Genomic DNA, 20,258 nt, shown 5'->3' with positions numbered 1-20,258 from the left:
CATGACTGGACAAGCCATCGCCCTCATGCTGGTTGCCGTGATCATCATCTGGGGTGGCCTAGCCGCCTCCGTCACCGCACTAGTCCTGCGTGGTCGCCGCGAACAACGCGAAGCTCGCGCCATCGCACACGCCCGCGCCCACGAACACCTACACGCTGCCAGCCACCAGGACTGAGGCAAACGCCCCGCCCAAGGCAGACACGCAGGAGCCCGGTACCAATTTCTCGGTGCCGGGCTCCTGCGCGAGAATGCCCCTATGACCGACACCAACTCTCAGCCAGGCAGCATCCCCGCCAAGCCGCCACGACTGGTCGCCTTCGACCTAGATGACACCCTGGCGCCCTCCAAATCCGCTATGCCCGCCCCCATGGCCAAGGCACTGCGAGCACTGCTAGATGTGGTGCCGGTCTGCGTTATCTCCGGCGGCCAGATCGGCCAGTTCCGTGAGCAAGTCATTGCCAACCTGGGTGCCGATGACGCTGAACTCTCCCGCCTCCATCTCATGCCCACCTGCGGCACCCGCTACTACACGCACCAGCCAGCTAGCAGTGACGGCGCAGACGGTTGGGAACTGGTCTACGCCAACAACCTCAGCGAAAGCCAAAAACAGACGGCCCGGACAGCAGTAGAGGAACAGGCCCGCCGTCTAGGACTGTGGGAAGAGGAAACCTGGGGCCCAGTACTAGAGGACCGCGGCTCCCAGATCACCTTCTCCGCCCTCGGACAACAGGCCCCCCTAGAAGCCAAACGCGCCTGGGACCCCACCGGAGAGAAAAAAGCCCGCCTGCGCGACGCCGTCGCCGCCCTACTACCTGAGCTGGAGGTCCGTTCCGGCGGTTCCACCAGTGTGGACATCACCCTCAAAGGCGTGGACAAAGCCTATGGCATGCGCAAACTTTCAGAGGTGACGGGAATCGCCTTAGATGAGATGCTGTTTGTAGGAGACCGCCTAGACCCAGAAGGCAATGACTACCCAGTCAAAGCCTTGGGCGTGCCTTGCCACGCGGTCACCGGCTGGGAGGAAACTGCCCAGTACGTCACCGAGCTCGCTGAGCAGATAGCCCGCAGCGGACAGGACTGAGCCCCGTGGAACAGCAGGACAACCCCAGCAAACAACCCTTCAGGTTGCGACGGTGGTGGCTGTCCCGCTCAGTGCGCTTCCGCAAGGCCGTGCGCACCAGTGGCCTCCTATTCGCGGTAGCCCTGGTGTCTTTAGCCCTCGGAATCAGTACCGCTAAGGCAGAAAGCCCAGTTGGACCACACACCGCCTCCTGGCGCACCACCCTCAACTCCACCCTCACCATGGACTTGGGGCCATTAGGCTCCGCCTCCTACCCCTCTCCAGCCGGCCCCTTCGGCGTCGAAGTGCGGCTAGGGGAGGTGCCCGCACAGCTTGGAGTAACCAACCTCGAATCCGCCTCCCTAACCGAGCTGTTATCAGGCGACGCCGCCTCCTACGGCACCCTGCTATCCAACCCCGAGCTGACCGTGCTAGCAGGACTGGAAGCGCTCCTAGGCGATGGCCTGCGCCGGGCCGGAGCCATCGGTGCCTGCATTTTGTGCCTAATTGCTGCGGGGCGGCTGTTGACCCGCGGGCACCTGCGCGACTCGGCCAGCAAGCTCCTGACCCAACCAGCCCCGGTGGTCCTGGCGGTCTCCACCGTGGTTCTGGGAGGCGGCTCGATCCTGGTCCCAGCGCTGAGCAGCCACGAATACCAGGGGCAGCGCCTTGAGGTACTGGCGGGGACGGACTTTGCGGATGCGCGCATATCTGGTCGCGTAGCCGATATCGTGCAAACCTACGGCGGCCAGATTCACAGCAAGATTGAATCCAACTCCGCCTTCTATGAACAAGCGCAGGCCAACCTGCGTACCGCGTGGGAACAGGCCGAAAAACAGACCAAACCAGCCTTCCTGCAAGGTTCGGGCCTCACAGTGGCCATCATGACCACAGACCTACACTGCAACCTGGACGTCATTGCCTTCACCGGGGTGCTGCATGAGCTAGCCGGTGCGAAAATCCACCTCGACGACGGCGACCTCACCATGAGCGGCACCAGCCCAGAAAATATCTGTGGCAACGCCCTAGACAAAGCCGTGCCCAAAGGCGTTAAAAAGGCCTACACCCGAGGCAACCATGACTCCGAGACCACCGAAAAGCACATGGCTTCCTTGGGGTGGACCGTCAGTGATGGAACCGTCCAAGAAGTCGACGGGCTGCGCGTGCTGGGCGACGCCGACGTCTACCGCACCACCACTTCAGGAACCACTCAGGTAGGGGAGGAGGACTCCACGGCCCTGGGTGAGCGCCTTGCGGCCACCTCCTGCAAACCTGGCGCTGACGTGGACCTAGTGCTAATCCATGAGCCCTACACCTTTGAACCGCTGGTGCGTCAAGGCTGCGCCCCTCTGCTCCTAGCTGGCCATGTGCACAAAGAGCATGGACTCAGCGCCACCATCTCCACCAATAGCCGCACCGGGACTGTGGCCCAATTGATCTCCGGCGCAGGCAAAGGTGGAACATCCCTCGGGGCGGTTACAGAAGACGCCTTCATGCATCTACTGGCCTTTGACTCGAAGGGCACACTGCTGGCTTGGCGCACAGTCACCCTGCACCCAGACGCTTCCGTGACAGTGTCTAACTGGGAAAAACCGCCGACGGCCGCCCAAGCCAAGCCCCACCCGACAGCCACGCCCAACGCTGGCAGCACTCCCACGAGTAGCGCCACCAGTAGTGCCACGCCAACCGCAGCCGGAAACCACAGCACCCCAAGCGCTAGCCCTGCTGATACGCCAAGCGTGGCGCTCGCGCCTAGCAGCTCAGCGACGCCGTCGCCCGGAAATAGCCGCTAGGTGCTGCAGGGCGCTTGGCCACAGGCGCAGACACATCAGCACCACCGCCCTACCTTGGGGCACAATTGGAGCCTGCCAGCTGCGACAGTTCGCACAAGGGGAAGGAAACCGGATGGCGCATGTGCCCAGCGAGGCCGAAATTGAGGCCATGAGCGAGGAAGAACTCCAGGCTTACCTCGCCTCAGCGCATGACCTGCAGACGGAGCCGGCCGTGCCCGAATACGGCACCAACGACGTCGACGCCCCCACCTCCGGGGCGCTGGCCCGTGGCGGCGCCCCCCGCTCCTACGCCATTCTCTTGATCGTTTGCGGGCTGACGGGGCTTGCCGCGAGTTGGGAACTCATGCTCGCCCAGCTCACCCAGTTGCAGACCCCGGCCGCTGATCTCTCCTGCGATATCAACCCCCTGGTCTCCTGCGGCGCTTCCCTGAATGTCTGGCAAGGCAATCTGCTGGGAGTACCTAACTCCTTCCTTGGGGCTATGGCTTTCACTGCCATCATTATGATTGGGGCGCTGCTGGCCTGTGGGGTGCGGCTACCGCGTTGGGTTTGGTGGGCATTGTCAGCCGGATGCGTGGGGGCTGCCGCTTTTGTGGCCTGGTTCCTGGGAGTCTCAGTAATTACCTTCTCTAAGCTCTGCCCCTACTGCATGGTGATTTGGGCATCCGTGATTCCGATCGTTTGGCATACCTGGGCACGCGCCGCCGTCGGCGGACATCTGCCACTAGGGCGGCAGAGCGCCGCGGCTTTGCTGCGTCTGCGCTGGTGGCTGGTGGGTGCTAGCTATGCGTTGATCCTCGGGATCATTGTGGTGGCCTTTTGGGACCTGTGGCGCATAGTCCTGCGCTGAGATTTACGGGTACGAAGATGGCAAATAAGGCAGCGGTACAACGGGGTGGTGTGAAAGCGCTGGACTCCCAAGTAACCCAGGACTATCTCAAAGCCGTGTGGGCTGCGAGTGAATGGGGCGGGCCTGGCGCCTCAGTTACGAGGCTGGCCAGCCGTCTGGGCGTGGCCGCCTCCACCGCCTCTGAAAACGTCTCCCGGCTGGTTGAAGCTGGTCTGCTGGAGCATGAGCCCTATAGGGCGGTGACTTTGACGCAGGCGGGTCGCGAACTCGCGGTTGGGCAGATCCGCCGGCACCGCCTCCTGGAAACCTACCTGGTGCAAAGGCTCGGTTTTGGTTGGGACGAGGTCCATGAGGAGGCGGAAGTGCTGGAGCATGCCATCTCTGAGCGGCTGCTTGAGCGGCTGGACCTGGCGCTGGGAAGGCCCACACGCGATCCGCATGGTGACCCGATCCCTCGGGCGGATGGCACGATCACCGAGCCGCGGCTGCGCGCGGTGGAGAGCCTGCAGGTGGGGGAGAGCGGCGTGGTGGCGCGCATTGCGGACGACCCGCAGCTGCTGGCGGCACTGGACGCGGCGGGAATTGGGCTAGATGACCGGGTGCGGCTTGAATCATGGGGGACTGTGCCTGAGCAGGAGCGTCCCAGCCGGACGGCCCGGAGTTCTGATCGGCGCAGGCGGGAGCAGCGCGAGGAAGACCAGGTCCTGGCGGGCCGGGTGCGGGCGGTGGTCATCACGAAGGTTGAGGAGTGTGGAGACGGCGGGCCGGGTGCGCCGGAAGCAGCCGGGCGAGCTGCGGCTGGAGAAGACCGAGGGGCTGCCGTGACTGTCCCCGTGGACAGCCTGTGGCTGCTGGCCTAAGCGTCTAGGCTGGGCGCATGAGCGTCTTCACCAAGATCATCGCCGGGGAGATTCCGGGGCGTTTTGTTTGGGCCGACGAGGTATGCGTCTCCTTCGCCACGATTGAGCCGCAGACTGCGGGGCATGTTCTGGTGGTACCGCGGGCAGAAGTGGAGAGCCTGATCGACGCCGACGAGTCCACCGTGGCCCACCTGGCCGTGGTTTCGCAGCGCATCGCCGCTACCCAACTGCGGGTCTTCGAGGCTGTGCGCCCCGGGTTGATGGTGGTGGGGTTGGACGTGCCGCATCTGCATATTCATGTGCTGCCGCTGCACAGTTCGGCCGATGTGGCTTTGTCTGCCGCTCGGGCCGTGCCGGGTAAGGAACTGGATGCGGCGATGGAGCGGCTGCGTGCCGGATTGGTAGAGGACGGCTGGGGAGAATTCGTGCCGCCGAATATGGGGGCGGCAGCGCTCACTGCTTCTAAGTGAGGTTTTGGCGCCGGGGTGCCTAGAGGCCTGGGTGCCTGTTTGTGCCGGATTCGCCTCGCTTTGTGTTGTGAACGCCTGTGGTGTGGGCGTTTTGGTCATGGGGTGGGGTTTTGGTTGTGGGGTGGGGTTTTGGTTTGGTTGTCCACAGGTGGGTTTTGGGGGTGGTGTGGGCGGTAGTCTGGTTTTGGTTCCCACTGGTTGTGGTCTTCGCCCTGGTGGCCTGGCTGGGTGGGTGCTTGGGTTCTGTGATGGTGCTGGCTCTTTTTTCCTCGCCCTGAGAGGTGGTTTTGTGATGAGTTGGATGGTGCGCGAGTTTGGTGACGGCGTAGGTCGCGGCGCTGAGGGTGGTTTGGCCGTGGTGGGGCGTGCTGCTGGCCGGAGGTTAGGCAGGTTGGGGTGTTTGGTGTTGTGTGTGGGGTTGGGGGTTGGTGCTTGTCAGGGGCGGGGTGGGGCGGTGGCTAGTCCTACGGTTGATATTCCTAGGTTGGCTGCGTCTTATGCGGCTCAGGATCGGGCTCGGGCTTCGGCTTCTGCTGCGGCTGCTGGGGTGAGTTTGGGGGCGAGTCCTAGTGCGTCGGCGTCGGCGACTTTGTCTGTGGAGGCGGCTGCTTCTCGGCAGAAGGCTTTGGGGACGGTTGTGCCGGAGCGTTTGGAGGGGATGGATGACAATACTCCTCAGGGGGCGGCTAAGAGTGCTCAGTATTTTTTGAAGTTGTATACCTATGCTTTTGCTACTGGTGATACCTCGCAGCTTGCGGCCATGAGTGATGACGAGTGCGTGTTCTGCAACTCGGTGATCGGTAACGTCAAGCAGGTTCATGATCCAGGTGGTTGGGCCGACCACTGGGACTTCGAGATTGAGTCTACAAGGTACGGAAAGCCTGAAAATGGTGAGGATTACTTGATTATCGAGTTCACCTTAACTAATCCGGGCACGCTCCTGTATCAAGCAGACGGAACCTCAAAACAGACAGACGCTGAGGCGAATCAAACACTTCGTATATCCCTGGCCTATGCATCTGGGCGGTGGACTGTGCGAGGAGGAGGAAACGTCAAATGAGTCTGGTGCGTGCCTGCCTGCTAGTCGCTGTTGTCTTACCGTTATCTCCTGCAGTCAGGATGTCAGAAATCGACTTTGATGTGCAAGCGTCTGATGATTCGATCACCTCGGCGGGGGCCTTTGTTGAAGTGATTGAAGAAGGAGGAGGGTCGACTGAGGCGCTTTCACTAAATGCACAGCAACCTGATTCTTCCCGGGAAGAAGATGTTTCATGGCATCCGCTTACCTTTACTGAGTTGTGGAATCAGGTGGTGGCGGGGCGTTGTGCTAGGGTGGATGATGCGGAGATCTATTTTCAGGTTTATGTGTCTTGTTTGCCTGATGGGCAGCCCGCTCCCCAGGTGCCTGTTGTGCGTGCGCCTGGGGGTCCGCGTACGGTTAGTGTTACTCGGTCTCAGGTGAGCAAGCTTTTGGCTAAGGGTTCTGGTATTACTCGTCAGCCGCCTAGTGCTCGGACTCGTTTGGATATGCCGGTGATTGCTTACACTAGTGCTAGTCCGCAGGTTCTTAACACCACGATCTTGGGTACGCCTGTAACTATTACTGCTACGCCGGTGTCTTATGCCTGGGATTGGGGGGATGGGACTACTACGCGTGGCACTGATCCTGGTGCGCCGTATCCGGATCACACGGTCTTTCATTATTATGATCAGCCGGCTAAGGACTTGAAGATCACGGTGACTACGACCTGGTCGGCTACTTTCACTACCCCCGGGCAGGGGTCTAGGCCGGTTCAAGGCAGTATCACTACTACTAACACCACTACTCCTTTCGAGGTGCGTGCTTATACCGCTGTGCTCACTGACCAGGCCGAAGAAGCCCAAGGCCACTAACCCCGCCCCGTCCCAGGACTCGCCCCGCCCCACAGCCCCCGTCCCGCCTCGCAACCCGCCCTGCTGACACCCCCTGGCTTTCGGACAACCAAACGCCGTTTGGACAACCATGCACCCGGTCACAGGTTGTCCGAACGGCGGAAGGTTGTCCGAACGAGGGGTAGGAGCGCTCACACACGCCCCCATCCACACGCCCATCCACAACACACCCCACCGGATCCACTCGGGCGTGATCCGTGCCTCGCGCCCGCAAGGCGGACGCACCCCAGTCCAGACAGTCACCCGCACTAGGCTGGGCCAGGAACTGGCGCCACGCAGCGCGCCCGCCAAACCCCAGGCGGTCGCGCTCCGACGCCCCGGCATCTCAAGCCACGAGCACGGAAGAGAGCACCTCGGATGACGCAGGACGCAAAGGCCACCCCCAGCGCCGAGAACCCCACCCCCTACCGCTACACAGCGGCCCTCGCGGACTCCATCGAGACCGCCTGGCAAGACCGCTGGGAAGCCGAAGGCACCTTCAACTCCGACAACCCCGTCGGCGCGCTCGCAGGCCCCGAGGCCACCAAGGAAAAGTTCTTCCTCCTGGACATGTTCCCCTACCCCTCCGGCAAAGGCCTGCACGTAGGTCACCCCCTGGGGTACATCGCCACCGACGTCGTCGCCCGCTTCACTCGCATGACCGGCAAGAACGTCCTGTACACCATGGGCTACGACGCCTTCGGCCTGCCCGCCGAGCAGTACGCCGTCCAAACCGGCCAGCACCCGCGCGTCTCCACCGAGGCCAATATCGCCAATATGCGCCGCCAACTGCGCCGCCTCGGCCTCTCCCACGACCCGCGCCGCTCCATCCAAACCATCGACGTGGACTACGTGCGCTGGACCCAATGGATCTTCCTGCAGGTCTTCAACTCCTGGTTCGACCCCACCGCCAAGCGCCGCGATGGCCGCGGCCTCGGCGCCGCCCGCCCCATTAGCGAACTAGAAGCCAAACTTGCTTCCGGTGAGATGGCTGTCCCCGCTGGCCGCAGCTGGGCTGAGCTAAGCGCTGGCGAGCGTGCCGACGTCGTCGACTCCTTCCGCCTGGCCTACGTCTCCAACGCCCCCGTCAACTGGTGCCCCGGCCTAGGAACCGTGCTCGCCAACGAGGAAGTCACCAGCGAAGGCCGCTCCGAGCGCGGCAACTACCCCGTGTTCAAACGCAACCTGCGTCAATGGATGATGCGTATCACCGCCTACGGTGACCGACTAGCCGAAGACCTAGACACCGTGGACTGGCCCGAGAAGGTCCGTTCCATGCAGCGCAACTGGATTGGCCGCTCCGAGGGCGCCGAAGTCACCTTCCCCGTCGACGGCGCAGAAGCAGCTGGCAGCAGCGTCACTGACCTGACCGTCTACACCACCCGGCCAGACACACTTTTCGGCGCCACCTTCATGGTTGTGGCCCCCGAACACCCCCTCCTCGGCTCCCTTGAGACCACGGATCCCGCCGCCCTCACGGTTCCCGCCACCTGGCCTGAAGGCACGCGCGAAGCCTGGAAGGACGGCCACGCCACGCCCGCCGACGCCGTCGCCGCCTACCGAGCCTATGCCGCCGCCGCCACCGAAGCTGAGCGCACCGACGAAGGCCGCACCAAAACCGGCGTCTTCACCGGCCTGTTCGGCATCAACCCCGTCAACGGCAAACGCGTGCCAATCTTCGTGGCTGACTACGTCCTCATGGGCTATGGCACCGGCGCCATCATGGCAGTGCCCGCCCACGACGACCGCGACTGGGCCTTCGCCACCAAATACGACCTGGACATTATTCAAACCATCGGCCCCGCCAGCGATCCCCGCAGCATTGACCTGACCGCCGGAGCTTTCACCGGCGACGGCGTAGCCGTGGACTCTGCCAACGATGAAATCAGCCTTGACGGCCTAAGCAAGGACGAGGCCAAGGCCGCTATGACCGCCTGGCTTGAGTCCAAAGGCACCGGCCGTGGCGCCGTCACCTACCGCCTGCGCGACTGGCTCTTCAGCCGCCAACGCTACTGGGGCGAGCCCTTCCCCGTGGTCTGGGACGAGGAGGGGCGCGTCCACGCCCTGCCTGAGTCCATGCTGCCCGTCGAGCTGCCAGAGGTCACCGACTACTCGCCACGCTCCTACGACCCAGACGACGCCGACTCCTCACCCGAGCCGCCACTGGGCAAGGCCGAGGAATGGGTCAATGTGGAACTGGACCTGGGCGACGGTCCCAAGCAGTATCGCCGCGAAACCAACACCATGCCCCAATGGGCGGGCTCTTGCTGGTACGAGATGCGCTACGTGGACCCCACAGACGACAAACAACTCATTGACCCCGCCAACGAGTCCTACTGGATGGGCCCACGCCCCGAGGCTGGCAACGTCTCCGGTGGCACGGACCTGTACGTCGGCGGCGTGGAGCATGCGGTGCTGCACCTGCTGTACTCCCGCTTCTGGCACAAAGTGCTCTTTGACCGCGGTTTTGTCTCCTCCTCCGAGCCCTACCACCGCCTCTTCAACCAGGGCTACGTGCAGGCCTACGCTTTCAAAGACAGCCGCGGCCAGTACGTGCCCGCAGACGAGGTAGTGGAAGAAACCGGCCCCGACGGCGAGCCCACATTCACCTGGCAAGGCCAAAACGTCAAGCGCGAGTACGGCAAAATGGGCAAGAGCCTGAAAAACATCGTCACCCCAGACGATATGTACGAGGCCTACGGCGCAGACACCTTCCGCGTCTACGAGATGAGCATGGGGCCGCTGGACCAAGACCGCCCCTGGGACACGCGCGCCGTGGCCGGCTCCCAGCGCTTCCTGCAGCGCCTCTGGCGCAATGTGGTGGACGAAGCCACCGGTGAACTCACCGTGGTTGACGATCCTGCCGACGACGAAACTCGCCGCCTGATCGCCCGCACCATTGTGGGCGTGCGCGAGGACTATGAGGGCCTGCGGCTAAACACCGCCATCGCCAAGCTCATTGTGCTCAACAACCACCTCACCGGCCTGGACCGGGTGCCGCGTGAGGCCGTGGAGGCGTTGGTGCTTATGGCCTCGCCGGTGGCACCGCATATCACCGAGGAGATCTGGTCCAAGCTGGGACACCCGGGCTCCCTGGCTCGCGAGCCCTTCCCCGTGGTGACGGACGAGTCTTTGCTGGCGGCCGAGAAAGTCACCTGCGTAGTGCAGGTCAAGGGCAAAGTCCGCGACCGTCTGGAGGTGGACCCGGCCATTGATCCGGCCGCGCTGGAGCAGCTGGCGCTGACCGCCCCCGGGGTCCTGCGGGCCCTGGACGGGCGTGGTGTGCGCAAAGTGATTGTGCGCGCCCCTAATTTGGTGTCGATCGTCCCAGAGTGACCCAGGCGTCCCAGAGTGACCTGGGGCGGACTTGCCACTGGAACTGTTGGAGGCCCGCCAAACCGGCGGGCCTCCAAGTGTCCAATCAGGCGCCTTTAGTGCCTGCAGCCGGTGAACCAGGGACGCTGGCTGACCGGATTAGGCGACTGTCACCGGCCGCGCAGGATATTCCCCAAGATTGAGCGAGTGATCTGACGACCAACAGAGCCGATCGTCTTCTCAATCTCGCGGTGACGGCGCTCAGCAGCCCGCTCAGCTTCCCGCCGATCACGCTCAGCCTGGCGCTCGGCCTCACGCTGCAGTCGCGCCGCCTCCTTCTCCTGCTCACGACGCTGCCGCTCAGCTTCCTTCTCCAGGGCAGCAGCCTGGCGCTCAGCCTCCTTCTTGGCAGCCTTCTCAGCTTCGGCAGCGGCCTTAGCCTCGGCAGCAGCCTGGGCTTCAGCTTCCTTAGCGGCCTGCTGTGCCGCCTGCTCGTCAACCAGGCGCTTGGCTAGGAGTTCAAAAGCAGACTCGTTGTCCACCGCGGTGGAGTACTTGTCTCGCAAAGGCGAAGAGTGCAGCAGTTGGGAAATCGTGGCGGGCTGGGCGGGACCCATCACCGCAGCCGGAGCATTGACGACGACGGCGGTCACCGGCGCCGGGCGGCCCTTCTTGTCCAATACGGAGACCACAGCCTGGCCAGTGCCCAGGCTGGTGAGCACCTTGGTCAGGTCTAGGGGAGAGGTCGGGAAGGTCGACACTGCCTTCTTCAAGTTGGCGGCGTCGGCTGGAGTGTGTGCGCGCAATGCGTGCTGGATGCGCGAGCCCAGCTGCGCCAGGACGGCGTCGGGAACATCCGTGGGGGACTGGGTGATGAAGACAATGCCCACGCCCTTAGAACGGATCAAGCGCACCGTACGAGTAACCGCCTCCAGGAAGGCCGCAGTGGCGCCGTTGAACAATAGGTGGGCCTCGTCAAAGAAGAACACCATGGTGGGCTTATCGGGGTCACCGACCTCCGGCAAAACCTCAAAGAGCTCACCCAGCAGCCACATGAGGAAAGTAGAGAAGATGACGCCCTGGGACTGAATGTCTTGGAGCTCCAAGGAGCTGATAAAGCCGCGGCCATCCGAGGCGACACGCAGCAAATCCTTGACGTTCAAGGCAGGCTCACCAAAGAAAGCGGTGCCGCCAGCAGCCTCCAGGGCGGCCACCTCACGCAGAATAACGCCAGCGGTGGCTGCGGAGACGCCACCGATTACGCGCAACTCCTCCTTGCCCTGTTCCGTGTTAGTCAAGTAGTCGACGACGGAACGCAGGTCCTTAAGGTCAATCAGCGCCAGACCTTGCTGATCAGCCCAGTGGAACACCAGCTGCAGCGCCGAGGACTGCGTGTCGTTCAGATTCAGGACGCGGCCCAGCAGAATCGGGCCGAACTCAGTCACAGTGGTGCGAATGGGCGTGCCCTGTGCCCCCTGGCCAGTGGGACTGTCTGAGCCACCAAGGGTGAACAACTCCACCGGGAAGCCCTGGCCCTTCCAGTCCTGACCGGTGGTGGCGGTGCGGGCAGTTAGCTTCTCGGAAGACTGACCGGGCTCGGCCAAACCGGTGAGGTCACCCTTGATATCTGAGAGGAACACGGGCACGCCAACGCTGGACAGCCCCTCAGCCAACAACTGCAGGGTACGGGTCTTACCGGTTCCTGTAGCGCCAGCCACCAGCGCGTGCCGGTTTAGCAGACCCAGCGGAATACCCACCTGTAGACCGGCCACAGGCGCCGGGTCCTGGCCTGGAGCGGGCGCCTGCGTCATCTCCAGGTAGGTGCCCACCGGCAGCATGGCGTCACCAAAGTCGTAGCCAGCGCGGACCGTCTCCGCGTAGCCACTGGCAGACGTCGGGGCTGGAGCGGCAGGGGCCTCAGCCTTTGCAGCGGGAGCTTCAGCCTGGGCTGGTTCAGCCGGTGGGGCCTGAGTAGAGGCGGCCGCAGTTGGGGCCGGCTCAGTGGCCGCCTCCGCCTCCGCTACAGGCACCGCAGCTGCCTGCTCCTTGGGGTCCGTGGGCTGCGCGGCTACTTCCTTGACAGCGGCTTCCGCAGCTGGGGCTGCAACCTGATCTTCAGCGGGGGCGCCACCACATGCAGCCAAAGCCGCATCGAGCGCGGCCTGCGCGGCAGCAGCCTTGGCGGCAGCCGCTTCTGCTGCAGCCTGAGCAGCCTCGGCTTTGAGGCGGGCGATTTCGGTGGCGTTATTGGCGTCAGTCATGGCCACATCGTAAAGGAGCAAGCTCAGATTGTGATCTAAGCGGTGGAAGCGTCGGGCTTAGTTCCGTCTCTTCGCCTTCAGATTGCGCGGCACTTCGCGTCATGGACGCCCACTACGCTGGAAGCTATGACCCTCGCCGTCGTCACTGACTCCACTGCCTGTCTGCCACCTGCACTGGCACAAGAAGCTGGTATTACGGTTGTGCAGGTCCCGGTGCATGACGGCACCAGTTCACGCCCCGCCGTCGCCGCACTGCAGGAGGCCTACCAGGAAGCGCTGCAGCATGCCGACGAAGTGCTGGCGGTGCACCTTGCCTCAGCCCTGTCTGGCACCGTAGACAATGCCCGCCTAGCTGCCGCAGCTCTAGGTGAAGACGCCAACCGCCTGCTGGTGCTGGACTCCGGCAGCTCCGGGGCTGGACTTGGCTTTGCTGCCTTGGCGGCCACAGCTGCCACCAGTGCCCGGCAAGCACGCGCGCTGGCCCGGGAGAGCGCCGCCCGCTCCACGGTGTTGCTGCTAGCTGGCGACCTGGGGCGCCTAAGCCAAGGCGGACGCCTAGACCGAGGAACCGCACGGATGGGTTGCACCCTGGGGGTTCGCCCCATCCTGCAGGTCACAGGCGAAGGCATCCGTGCCGTTGAGTCGGTGCGGGGCGCTGCCCGCGCCAGACGCCACCTGCTGGCCCGCGCCTTGCGCGCTGCAGGAGTGCCAGACGGTAGGCCACATCCCCCGGCCGTGCCCGTGCGGGTGGCCGTGCATCACTCAGACGCAGAGGCAGATGCCGTCGCGCTGTTAGCGGAGTTTGAGGCGGCGCTAGCTGAGGGAGGCGCAGAGGTCGCCACGTCCTGGTGCGCCTCAGTGGATGCCGCCACTGCGGTGCACGTGGGTGCAGGCACGCTAGGGATCGTAGTGGCGCCGGTAGTAGGCAAGTGCTGAGGTAGGACTGAGGGGCTTTGGCCCGGCATTTTTGGATAGGGGGGCGGGAGCGGCGTTGTTTCCGCGCGCCTCTGAGGCTCTGCGTCCCTGCGCTCCAGGGGGTGCCTCTCCGACGGGGGAGCGCTGGGAGAGCGCCCTGTCTGAGTCCCAGCGCTCCACAGGGGTGCCTTATGCCGGTGGCATTGACTTACGAGCCCGTAGCCTGCTTTCAAAGAGTCGGCGGCACTTAGCTTGCCTATATGACAGGCAGACGGGTCAAAGGCCGCGAGCGCAGACTCGAGGAACTGGTTCGCCGCGCCTACACCACTGAACCACTGCCCACAGTTCACCACCCCCGCCGCCTTGCTCTGGCGCCCAGAGCTGCCATGGCTGCAGGCTGCGCCCTCATCACTTTGGCAATCGTGCTGGCGGTAGCGGCTGTGTTGCGCTCACCGACGCCGTCGCCACTGACACTAAGCCCACCAGGCGCCACCAGCACCCTGAAAACCGGAGCTAGCGGCCCCAGCGCAACGAAAAGTGCTGCTGAACCCGCCAACCCGACACTACCCGCTCCCAGTGGGCCCAAGGCCGGAGAGGTGACCGTACACGTCACCGGCGCCGTCTCTAGCCCCGGCGTCATCCGCCTGCCCACTGGTGCGCGCGTAGCCGACGCCGTCGAGGCCGCTGGCGGCGCCACCACCGAGGCAGACACACAAGCCCTAAACCTCGCCCGAGTGCTGACCGACGGCGAACAGGTGCGAGTTCCCAAGCCGGGGGAGTCACCACCACCAGGCGCTGCGGGTAATGGCACAGGTGACGGTGGCTCCAGCGGGGGCACAAGCAGCAATGGCGACGGCGGCGCGGGCTCTGGGAGGCGGGTAAATGTCAACACCGCTGACGCCACCGCCCTAGAGGCCCTGCCAGGTATAGGCCCCACCCTGGCTAAACGCATCGTCGCCTACCGCAAAGAGCACGGCCCCTTCGCCGCCGTCGACGACCTCACCGACGTTCCCGGCATCGGCCCCGCCGTATTGGAAGGACTACGCCAGGAGGCAACCGTGTGACTGCCAGCGACCACCTGCCTACCGCCGCGCCCACCAACGCCGCAACCAGCACCGCGGATACTGCTAACCCAGCGCCGCCCAAACCCCAAAAACAACAAGCGCTGGCCTCAAGCAGTGACGCTCCCGCCGCACTAGACCTGCGCCTGGCTCCACCCGCGCTCGCGGCCTGGGGCACCGCCTGGGTGGCGGTGACCGCCACCGGTCCTGGCGCCTGGATCAAACTTGCGCTGGCTTGCCTAGCTGCCAGTCTGACTGCCCTAATCCTGTTGCAACTGACAGCTCGCTTCCGGCCACCGCGTCACCGCCACGACCCCCGCCCCGGCACTGAGAAGCTACCCACTGCCTCCATGGGCTCCGTCTCCGCCAGTCTGCTGCTTACCGCGGTGGCGGTGGTCGCCACGCTGCTCGTCACCAGTGCACAGCTAGCCGCGCGTCAAGCTGATCCACTCACGCAGGCAGCCGCAGCCGGGCAGCCTGTAACCGTGGTCGCCACGCTTACCCAAGCGCCACGGCCGGTTATCGGCGGGCACGGCAGCGTGTTCACCGAGCTACAGCTCCAATCCGTGGACGGCCGCCCCAGTTGCTTGACCGCCCGCGTCATTGCTCGGGGCTCCTGGGCACGGCTGCGCATGGGAGAACAAATCCGCCTGCGCACCACCCTCAAACCGACCCAGCCGGGAGAGCGTGCCGCCGTCTTCATCACCGGCGCCCAGGCGCGCGCCCTCGCACCGCCAAGCGGACTCACAGGCGCGGTAGAAGGCCTGCGCGCCCAAATACGTCGCGTCCTAGAGGACCTGCGCCCGCCAGGTCCGGCGCCACCGGAGGGCAGCCGAGAACTAGTGCTCGGTCTGGCACTTGGTGACGACTCTGCCCTGCCTGTTACTTTACGTGAGGACTTACGCACGGTCTCCCTGACCCACTTAACCGCCGTATCTGGGCAGCATGTGGCAATCGTCCTGGGGCTAGTGCTCCCCGCCCTGGGGGTGCTGCCACGGCGGATACGGGCACTGGTGGGCCTTTTGGTTCTAGCCGTGCTGGTGGTGCTAGTACGACCCGGAGGCTCAGTATTGCGCGCCGCCACTATGGGCACGGTGCTCCTGCTGGGCGTGGCGTTGGGACGCCGTTCTGTGGCTCTGCCAGCCCTGTTTACAGGGGTGCTGGTGCTGCTACTCCTGGACCCTTGGCAGGCGCGAGATTACGGCTTTGCCCTGTCTGTGGTGGCGACCGCGGCGATCCTGTTGGGAGCGCGGCCTTTAGAAGCCTGGCTGAGTCGACTGCTGCCGCCGTGGCTGGCGCTAGCCCTGGCTATCCCACTGGTAGCTCAGCTGGCCTGTGCTCCACTGTTGGTGCTGCTGCGACCCACCTGGAGTCCCTGGGCTGTGCTTGCCAATGTGCTGGCGGCGCCACCGGTGGCTGTGGCTACCGTCAGTGGGCTGGTGGCTTCCCTGCTGGCGCCAGTATTGCCCTCCTTGGCTGGGCTATTGGCCTTGCCTGCTCTGGCGGGTTGCGCGTGGATTGTGGCGGTGGCTCGTTGGACGGCGGCTCTGCCTGGTGCCAGCCTGCCTTGGCCTGCCGGACTTCCCGGGGCTTTATTGCTGTTGGGATTTGAGGCGGCGGGGGTGTTGGCCGCACGCCGCTGGTGGGCTTGGCGTCGGGCTCGCCGACGGCGTCGCCAGGCCCGGTTGTGGGAGGGTTGATGCGCTGCAGGTGGTGGAGAGCGGAGGGTGTCAGTGCCTCGTGGCAGGCTTGGGGCATGGCTGCACGCACCCGCCCCGCCCGCTCCACCCCGGCTGGACCCAGCTGGGACCAGGTGCAGCTCGCCCCTATCGTTCTGATCCGGGGCGGAGAAGGCCTGCTTGCGGATCGCGCCGTAAGCCGCCTGCTCGCTCAAGCCCGCCAGGCCGACCCCGCCACAGAGGTCACGCGCGTGGATGCGGCCGCCTACGAGCCCCACCAGCTTGACGCGCTGGTCTCGCCGTCGCTGTTTGGTGAGCCGCGCCTAGTGCACATCCCCGCTCTGGAGCAGATGAACGATGCCCTCTTGGCGGACCTGCTCAGCTACCTGCCCCGCGCGGACCCGGAAGTGCATGTCATCCTGCGCCATAACGGCGGGCAGCGCGGCAAGAAACTCCTGGAGGCTCTCACTGCCTCCCCATACCCGGTGGTTACCTGCGAGCCCATCAAGTCGCCCAAAGACAAAGCTGCCCTGGTCACCGCTGACGTGCGCCGTGCCGGACGCAGCATTGAGCCAGCGGCTGTAGGCGCCCTGGTGGACGCCCTGGGCAACGACCTGCGAGAACTCTGCGCCGCCACCGACCAGCTCATAGCCGATACCGCAGGCCAGATCACCGCGGCCCAGGTACGCACCTACTATGCCGGGCGCATTGAAGCCACCGGTTTCTCTGTGGCTGACGCCGCTGCCGCCGGAAACGTATCTCTGGCCATAACCTCACTGCGCCACGCCGTCGCCACCGGCACTGACCCCGTGCTAGTGGTCTCTGCCCTGGCCATGAAAATCCGCCAGCTTGCCCGCGTGGCCACCCTCTCCGGGCGCGCCGGGACCCCCGGTCGCAACCTAGGCATGGCTCCCTGGCAGGTCGACCGGGCCCGCAAAGAGCTCTCCGGTTGGAACGACGATGCTCTGGCCTCCGCAATAGTCGCGATAGCTAAGGCCGATGTCGCCGTAAAGGGTGGCAGCCGGGACCCGGTGTACGCCGTCGAACGCGCGGTGCTGGACATCTGCTCTGCCCGGCGGCGCGCCGTCAATTCCCGCCGTCGTTAAACGACGAGCTGTCGAGGTATTAGCGTTGCCTCCGTGAATTTGGCACCCGCACGCATGCAGATAGTGGGTTCCGCTTTGGCGGCTGCAGGGCGAAGCTTGCTGGCCCACCCTGCCAGAATCGTCCCCAGTGCCTACCTGGTTGGCTGGGTGCTTGGGACCATACTGCTGCGGATGCCCTGGTGCGCCAACAACCAAGACACCACCTGGTGGCAGGCCGCCTTCACCTCCATGTCCGCCCTGTGCATCACAGGTCTGGCCGTAGTAGACACCGCTTCCCACTGGAGCACCCTCGGACAGGCTGTAATCCTCTTGCTCATACAGGTGGGCGGCTTCGGCATCATGACCCTGACCTCTATGGTCATTTTTTCCGTGACCAACCGAGTCAGCCCCAAGGTAGCCCGGATCACCCAGGAAGAGACCCGCTCCAGCCTGAAGGACATCCGCCGCCTGCCCGCCAGAATCCTCTGGTTCTCCCTGGCCTGTGAGGGACTACTCACCTTCCTGCTCACGGTGCGCTTCCTGTGGCGAGGTCTGCCTACGCCCTCGGCCCTCTACCACGGCCTATTCCACTCAATCTCCGCCTTCAACAACGCCGGCTTTGCGCTTTACCCAGACAATCTGGTCAGCTTCAACCAGGACCCTTGGATCATGGTGCCGATCTGCGTCGCGATTGTGGTGGGCGGTATTGGCTTCCCTGTATGGACTGAACTAGCTGACCGGCGGCTGGGGCGTCGCAAAGGCCGCCTACTGTCTGTACACCTGCGCATGACCCTGTGGACCTACGCCATACTGCTGGCGGTGGGATTCCTAGCTTTTATTGCTTTTGAGTGGAACAACCCGCACACCATCGGCAACCAGCCTCTGTCAGGAAAACTGCTTGGCGCGCTCGGCGGGGCAGTATTCCCACGCACCGCCGGATTCAACTCCATTGACTACGGCGAGGCGACTGGCTCCACGCTGCTGTTAACCGACGCCCTCATGATTATTGGTGGTGGCACCGCCGGTACAGCAGGTGGCCTCAAAGTCACCACCGTGGCCGTGCTGCTACTAACCGTGGTCGCGGAGATCAGGGGAGAAGGCGCCACTGTGGTGGGCGGTAGACGAGTCTCCATGGAGTGCGTGCGCAGTGCTCTCGCCGTCGCCGTCTTGGGAACTGTCATTGTGTTCACAGCAGTGCTGTTAATGGCCTCCCGTGAGCCCTTTACCTCGGACGCTTTAGCCTTTGAAGCCTTCTCCGCCTTCGGCACCGTAGGCCTGTCTACTGGCGTCACCCCGCATATCAGTCACCTGTCTTGGGGCGTGCTCATGATCCTCATGTACCTGGGCCGGGTGGGACCGGTGTCAGCGGCAGCGGCCTTGGCCACTCGCACCAGGAGACGACGCTTCGCCTATCCGCCAGAAGACCCGCTGGTCGGCTAGGCAAGGCCTCTGCGTTTTAACGCTTCCGGTATAGGGATTTGGTGGCGTAAACCGGCTCGTTGGTGACCTGCACCCCTAGAGAACGGAAGATGCCTTCATCCACACTGCCCAGGATGGTGGATGTGTGCACATCACAGTTCCTCAGGGAGGCAATCTGTTCCAGGGTGCGGGCCGCATTCTCATCGGTGGCCGCGGACACTGCCAGAGCGATCAGCACCTCATCAGTGTGCAGGCGCGGGTTACGCGAGCCGAGGTGTGTGGTCTTCAGCGTCTGGATTGGCTCAATGGATGATTTGGCCAGCAGATCCACCTGGGGATCAATCCCGGCCAGGTGTTTCAAAGCGTTGAGCAGCATCGCCGAACAGGCGCCCAACAAGGCAGAAGTCTTGCCCTGCACAATCGTGCCGTCCGGCAGCTCAATTGAAGCGGCAGGCGCCCCGGTGGCCGTGGCCAGTTGCAAGGTGGGGGTTACCACGGGCCGGTCCTCAGGGCGAATCCCCAGCTTGGTCATCAGCAAGGCGATCCGCTCAGACTGGAGGGGCTCAGCCATCTCCTTCTTCTCGGTGACCAGCGCCTTGTAGTAGCGGCGGATCACCTCCTGCTTGGAGGCTTCCTGGCAGGCGTCGTCGTCACAAATGGAGTAGCCCGCCATATTCACGCCCATATCGGTGGGGGACTGGTAGGGGCATTCGCCCAGAATCTGCTCAAAGAGCTGCTTGAGCACGGGGAAGATTTCCACATCGCGGTTGTAGTTGACGGTCTGCACGCCGTGTGCGGCCAGGTGGAAAGGGTCAATCATATTGACGTCGTCTAGGTCCGCAGTGGCTGCTTCGTAGGCGATGTTTACCGGGTGGTTCAGGGGCAGGTTCCAGATCGGGAAGGTCTCCCATTTGGCGTAGCCGGATGCGCGGCCACGCTGGTGGTCGTGGTACATCTGCGACAGGCAGGTAGCCATTTTGCCGGAGCCTGGCCCTGGGGCCGTCACTACGACGAGTGGGCGGCTGGTCTCCACATACTCGTTCTTGCCGTAGCCCTCCAGTGAGACGATGCGGGCCACATCATTGGGGTAGCCGGGAATCGTGAAGTGCCGGTACACACGGATACCAAGCGCCTCTAATTTGCGCTTGAACTCCTTAGCCTGGGGGATGTCGTCGCTCCACTGGGTGATGACCACCGCACCCAGTTGCAGCCCATATTCGCCGAAGGCATCGATGTGGCGGAGCACCTCGTCTTCGTAGGTGGTGCCTAGGTCCGCCCGCACTTTATTGCGTGCGAAGTCCTTGGCGTTGACCGCTACCAGAATCTCTACGTCCTCCGCCAACTTGGCTAGGGCAGTGATCTTATTGTCTGGTGCGAAGCCAGGCAGGACGCGGGCGGCGTGCATATCGTCAACTAGCTTGCCCCCGAACTCTAGGTAGAGCGTGCCTCCGAACTGTGCGCGGCGCTCCGCGATGTGCTCCGACTGGAGGGTTAGATACTTTTGGGTGTCGAATCCGATGCGGTGCATGGTTCTCCTAGGCGCTAGGTGGAGGTTCAATAGCTGAGGCAAATGGAAGGG

At 64.0% G+C, this 20,258-nt stretch carries 17 protein-coding genes; 14 read left to right on the top strand and 3 right to left on the bottom strand.

All coding sequences use genetic code 11. The annotated features are described in order from the left end of the window. The first annotated feature begins 1 nt into the window (after position 1). The 6 genes from DR039_RS00955 (at position 2) to DR039_RS00930 (ending at position 5,033) form a co-directional block, all read left to right on the top strand. Entirely contained in the window at positions 2-175 is a 174-nt protein-coding gene (locus DR039_RS00955) for a methionine/alanine import family NSS transporter small subunit (RefSeq protein WP_111835538.1), read from the top strand. Between the two features lie 81 nt (positions 176-256). Beyond that, on the top strand, positions 257-1,081 hold the full coding sequence (locus DR039_RS00950; RefSeq protein ID WP_111835537.1) for an HAD-IIB family hydrolase: 825 nt from the start codon (positions 257-259) through the stop codon (positions 1,079-1,081). Positions 1,082-1,086: 5 nt separating this feature from the next. After that, on the top strand, positions 1,087-2,853 hold the full coding sequence (locus tag DR039_RS00945; protein WP_174887821.1) for a metallophosphoesterase family protein: 1,767 nt from the start codon (positions 1,087-1,089) through the stop codon (positions 2,851-2,853). Positions 2,854-2,965: 112 nt separating this feature from the next. Further along, positions 2,966-3,703: a vitamin K epoxide reductase family protein gene (locus DR039_RS00940; RefSeq protein WP_111835536.1), complete on the top strand. Its 738-nt coding sequence runs from the start codon at positions 2,966-2,968 to the stop codon at positions 3,701-3,703. 17 nt (positions 3,704-3,720) lie between these two features. Continuing rightward, a complete protein-coding gene (locus DR039_RS00935; RefSeq protein WP_111835535.1) occupies positions 3,721-4,563 on the top strand; it encodes a metal-dependent transcriptional regulator in 843 nt (280 codons plus the stop codon). A gap of 17 nt (positions 4,564-4,580) precedes the next feature. Then, a complete protein-coding gene (locus tag DR039_RS00930) occupies positions 4,581-5,033 on the top strand; it encodes an HIT family protein (RefSeq protein ID WP_111835534.1) in 453 nt (150 codons plus the stop codon). 504 nt (positions 5,034-5,537) lie between these two features. Here the strand turns inward: DR039_RS00930 and DR039_RS11175 are convergent. Further along, positions 5,538-5,702: a hypothetical protein gene (locus DR039_RS11175; protein WP_170166893.1), complete on the bottom strand. Its 165-nt coding sequence runs from the start codon at positions 5,700-5,702 to the stop codon at positions 5,538-5,540. On the opposite strand from DR039_RS11175, the gene DR039_RS00925 reads away from it, so the two are divergent. The 3 genes from DR039_RS00925 to DR039_RS00915 all read left to right on the top strand — a co-directional run bounded on the left by DR039_RS00925 (position 5,692) and on the right by DR039_RS00915 (position 10,280). Continuing rightward, complete coding sequence (locus DR039_RS00925; protein ID WP_111835533.1) at positions 5,692-6,093, top strand: DUF6318 family protein; 402 nt, start codon at positions 5,692-5,694, stop codon at positions 6,091-6,093. The genes DR039_RS11175 and DR039_RS00925 overlap by 11 nt on opposite strands. Positions 6,094-6,491: 398 nt before the next feature. Then, positions 6,492-6,926: a hypothetical protein gene (locus DR039_RS00920; RefSeq protein ID WP_229116722.1), complete on the top strand. Its 435-nt coding sequence runs from the start codon at positions 6,492-6,494 to the stop codon at positions 6,924-6,926. 396 nt (positions 6,927-7,322) lie between these two features. Next, the gene (locus tag DR039_RS00915; RefSeq protein WP_111835531.1) at positions 7,323-10,280 is read left to right on the top strand and encodes a leucine--tRNA ligase; all 2,958 of its coding nucleotides are present in this window, start codon (positions 7,323-7,325) and stop codon (positions 10,278-10,280) included. A 149-nt stretch (positions 10,281-10,429) separates the two neighbouring features. On the opposite strand, the gene DR039_RS00910 is transcribed toward DR039_RS00915, so the two are convergent. Continuing rightward, entirely contained in the window at positions 10,430-12,520 is a 2,091-nt protein-coding gene (locus DR039_RS00910) for a helicase HerA-like domain-containing protein (RefSeq protein ID WP_111835530.1), read from the bottom strand. Positions 12,521-12,646: 126 nt separating this feature from the next. Between DR039_RS00910 and DR039_RS00905 the strand changes: the two genes are divergently transcribed. The 5 genes from DR039_RS00905 to DR039_RS00885 all read left to right on the top strand — a co-directional run bounded on the left by DR039_RS00905 (position 12,647) and on the right by DR039_RS00885 (position 18,700). Then, the gene (locus DR039_RS00905) at positions 12,647-13,456 is read left to right on the top strand and encodes a DegV family protein (protein ID WP_111835529.1); all 810 of its coding nucleotides are present in this window, start codon (positions 12,647-12,649) and stop codon (positions 13,454-13,456) included. A 239-nt stretch (positions 13,457-13,695) separates the two neighbouring features. Then, on the top strand, positions 13,696-14,499 hold the full coding sequence (locus DR039_RS00900; RefSeq protein WP_111835528.1) for a ComEA family DNA-binding protein: 804 nt from the start codon (positions 13,696-13,698) through the stop codon (positions 14,497-14,499). Next, the gene (locus DR039_RS00895; RefSeq protein WP_111835527.1) at positions 14,496-16,196 is read left to right on the top strand and encodes a ComEC/Rec2 family competence protein; all 1,701 of its coding nucleotides are present in this window, start codon (positions 14,496-14,498) and stop codon (positions 16,194-16,196) included. The genes DR039_RS00900 and DR039_RS00895 overlap by 4 nt, the downstream gene beginning before the upstream one ends. Positions 16,197-16,252: 56 nt before the next feature. Then, positions 16,253-17,281, top strand: a complete 1,029-nt coding sequence (gene holA / locus DR039_RS00890) for a DNA polymerase III subunit delta (RefSeq protein ID WP_111835526.1) — start codon at positions 16,253-16,255, stop codon at positions 17,279-17,281. 33 nt (positions 17,282-17,314) lie between these two features. Further along, positions 17,315-18,700, top strand: a complete 1,386-nt coding sequence (locus tag DR039_RS00885; protein ID WP_126622270.1) for a TrkH family potassium uptake protein — start codon at positions 17,315-17,317, stop codon at positions 18,698-18,700. A 16-nt stretch (positions 18,701-18,716) separates the two neighbouring features. Here DR039_RS00885 and DR039_RS00880 read toward each other — a convergent pair whose 3' ends face one another. Then, entirely contained in the window at positions 18,717-20,207 is a 1,491-nt protein-coding gene (locus DR039_RS00880; protein ID WP_111835524.1) for a DUF1846 domain-containing protein, read from the bottom strand. Between the last annotated feature and the right edge of the window lie 51 nt (positions 20,208-20,258).

Source organism: Actinomyces bovis (genome assembly GCF_900444995.1).
In the GTDB taxonomy this organism is placed as follows: Bacteria; Actinomycetota; Actinomycetes; order Actinomycetales; family Actinomycetaceae; genus Actinomyces; species Actinomyces bovis.
The sequence above is the reverse complement of the archived record's forward strand: the minus strand, read 5'-3'. Positions and strand labels throughout refer to the sequence as shown.

Coding starts and splice junctions, on each gene's coding strand:
- DR039_RS00955 (WP_111835538.1), top strand. CDS start 2: ATGACTGGACAAGCCATCGCCCTCATGCTGGTTGCCGTGATCATCATC.
- DR039_RS00950 (WP_111835537.1), top strand. CDS start 257: ATGACCGACACCAACTCTCAGCCAGGCAGCATCCCCGCCAAGCCGCCA.
- DR039_RS00940 (WP_111835536.1), top strand. CDS start 2,966: ATGGCGCATGTGCCCAGCGAGGCCGAAATTGAGGCCATGAGCGAGGAA.
- DR039_RS00935 (WP_111835535.1), top strand. CDS start 3,721: ATGGCAAATAAGGCAGCGGTACAACGGGGTGGTGTGAAAGCGCTGGAC.
- DR039_RS00930 (WP_111835534.1), top strand. CDS start 4,581: ATGAGCGTCTTCACCAAGATCATCGCCGGGGAGATTCCGGGGCGTTTT.
- DR039_RS00925 (WP_111835533.1), top strand. CDS start 5,692: ATGGATGACAATACTCCTCAGGGGGCGGCTAAGAGTGCTCAGTATTTT.
- DR039_RS00915 (WP_111835531.1), top strand. CDS start 7,323: ATGACGCAGGACGCAAAGGCCACCCCCAGCGCCGAGAACCCCACCCCC.
- DR039_RS00910 (WP_111835530.1), bottom strand. CDS start 12,520: ATGACTGACGCCAATAACGCCACCGAAATCGCCCGCCTCAAAGCCGAG.
- DR039_RS00905 (WP_111835529.1), top strand. CDS start 12,647: ATGACCCTCGCCGTCGTCACTGACTCCACTGCCTGTCTGCCACCTGCA.
- DR039_RS00900 (WP_111835528.1), top strand. CDS start 13,696: ATGACAGGCAGACGGGTCAAAGGCCGCGAGCGCAGACTCGAGGAACTG.
- holA (WP_111835526.1), top strand. CDS start 16,253: ATGGCTGCACGCACCCGCCCCGCCCGCTCCACCCCGGCTGGACCCAGC.
- DR039_RS00880 (WP_111835524.1), bottom strand. CDS start 20,207: ATGCACCGCATCGGATTCGACACCCAAAAGTATCTAACCCTCCAGTCG.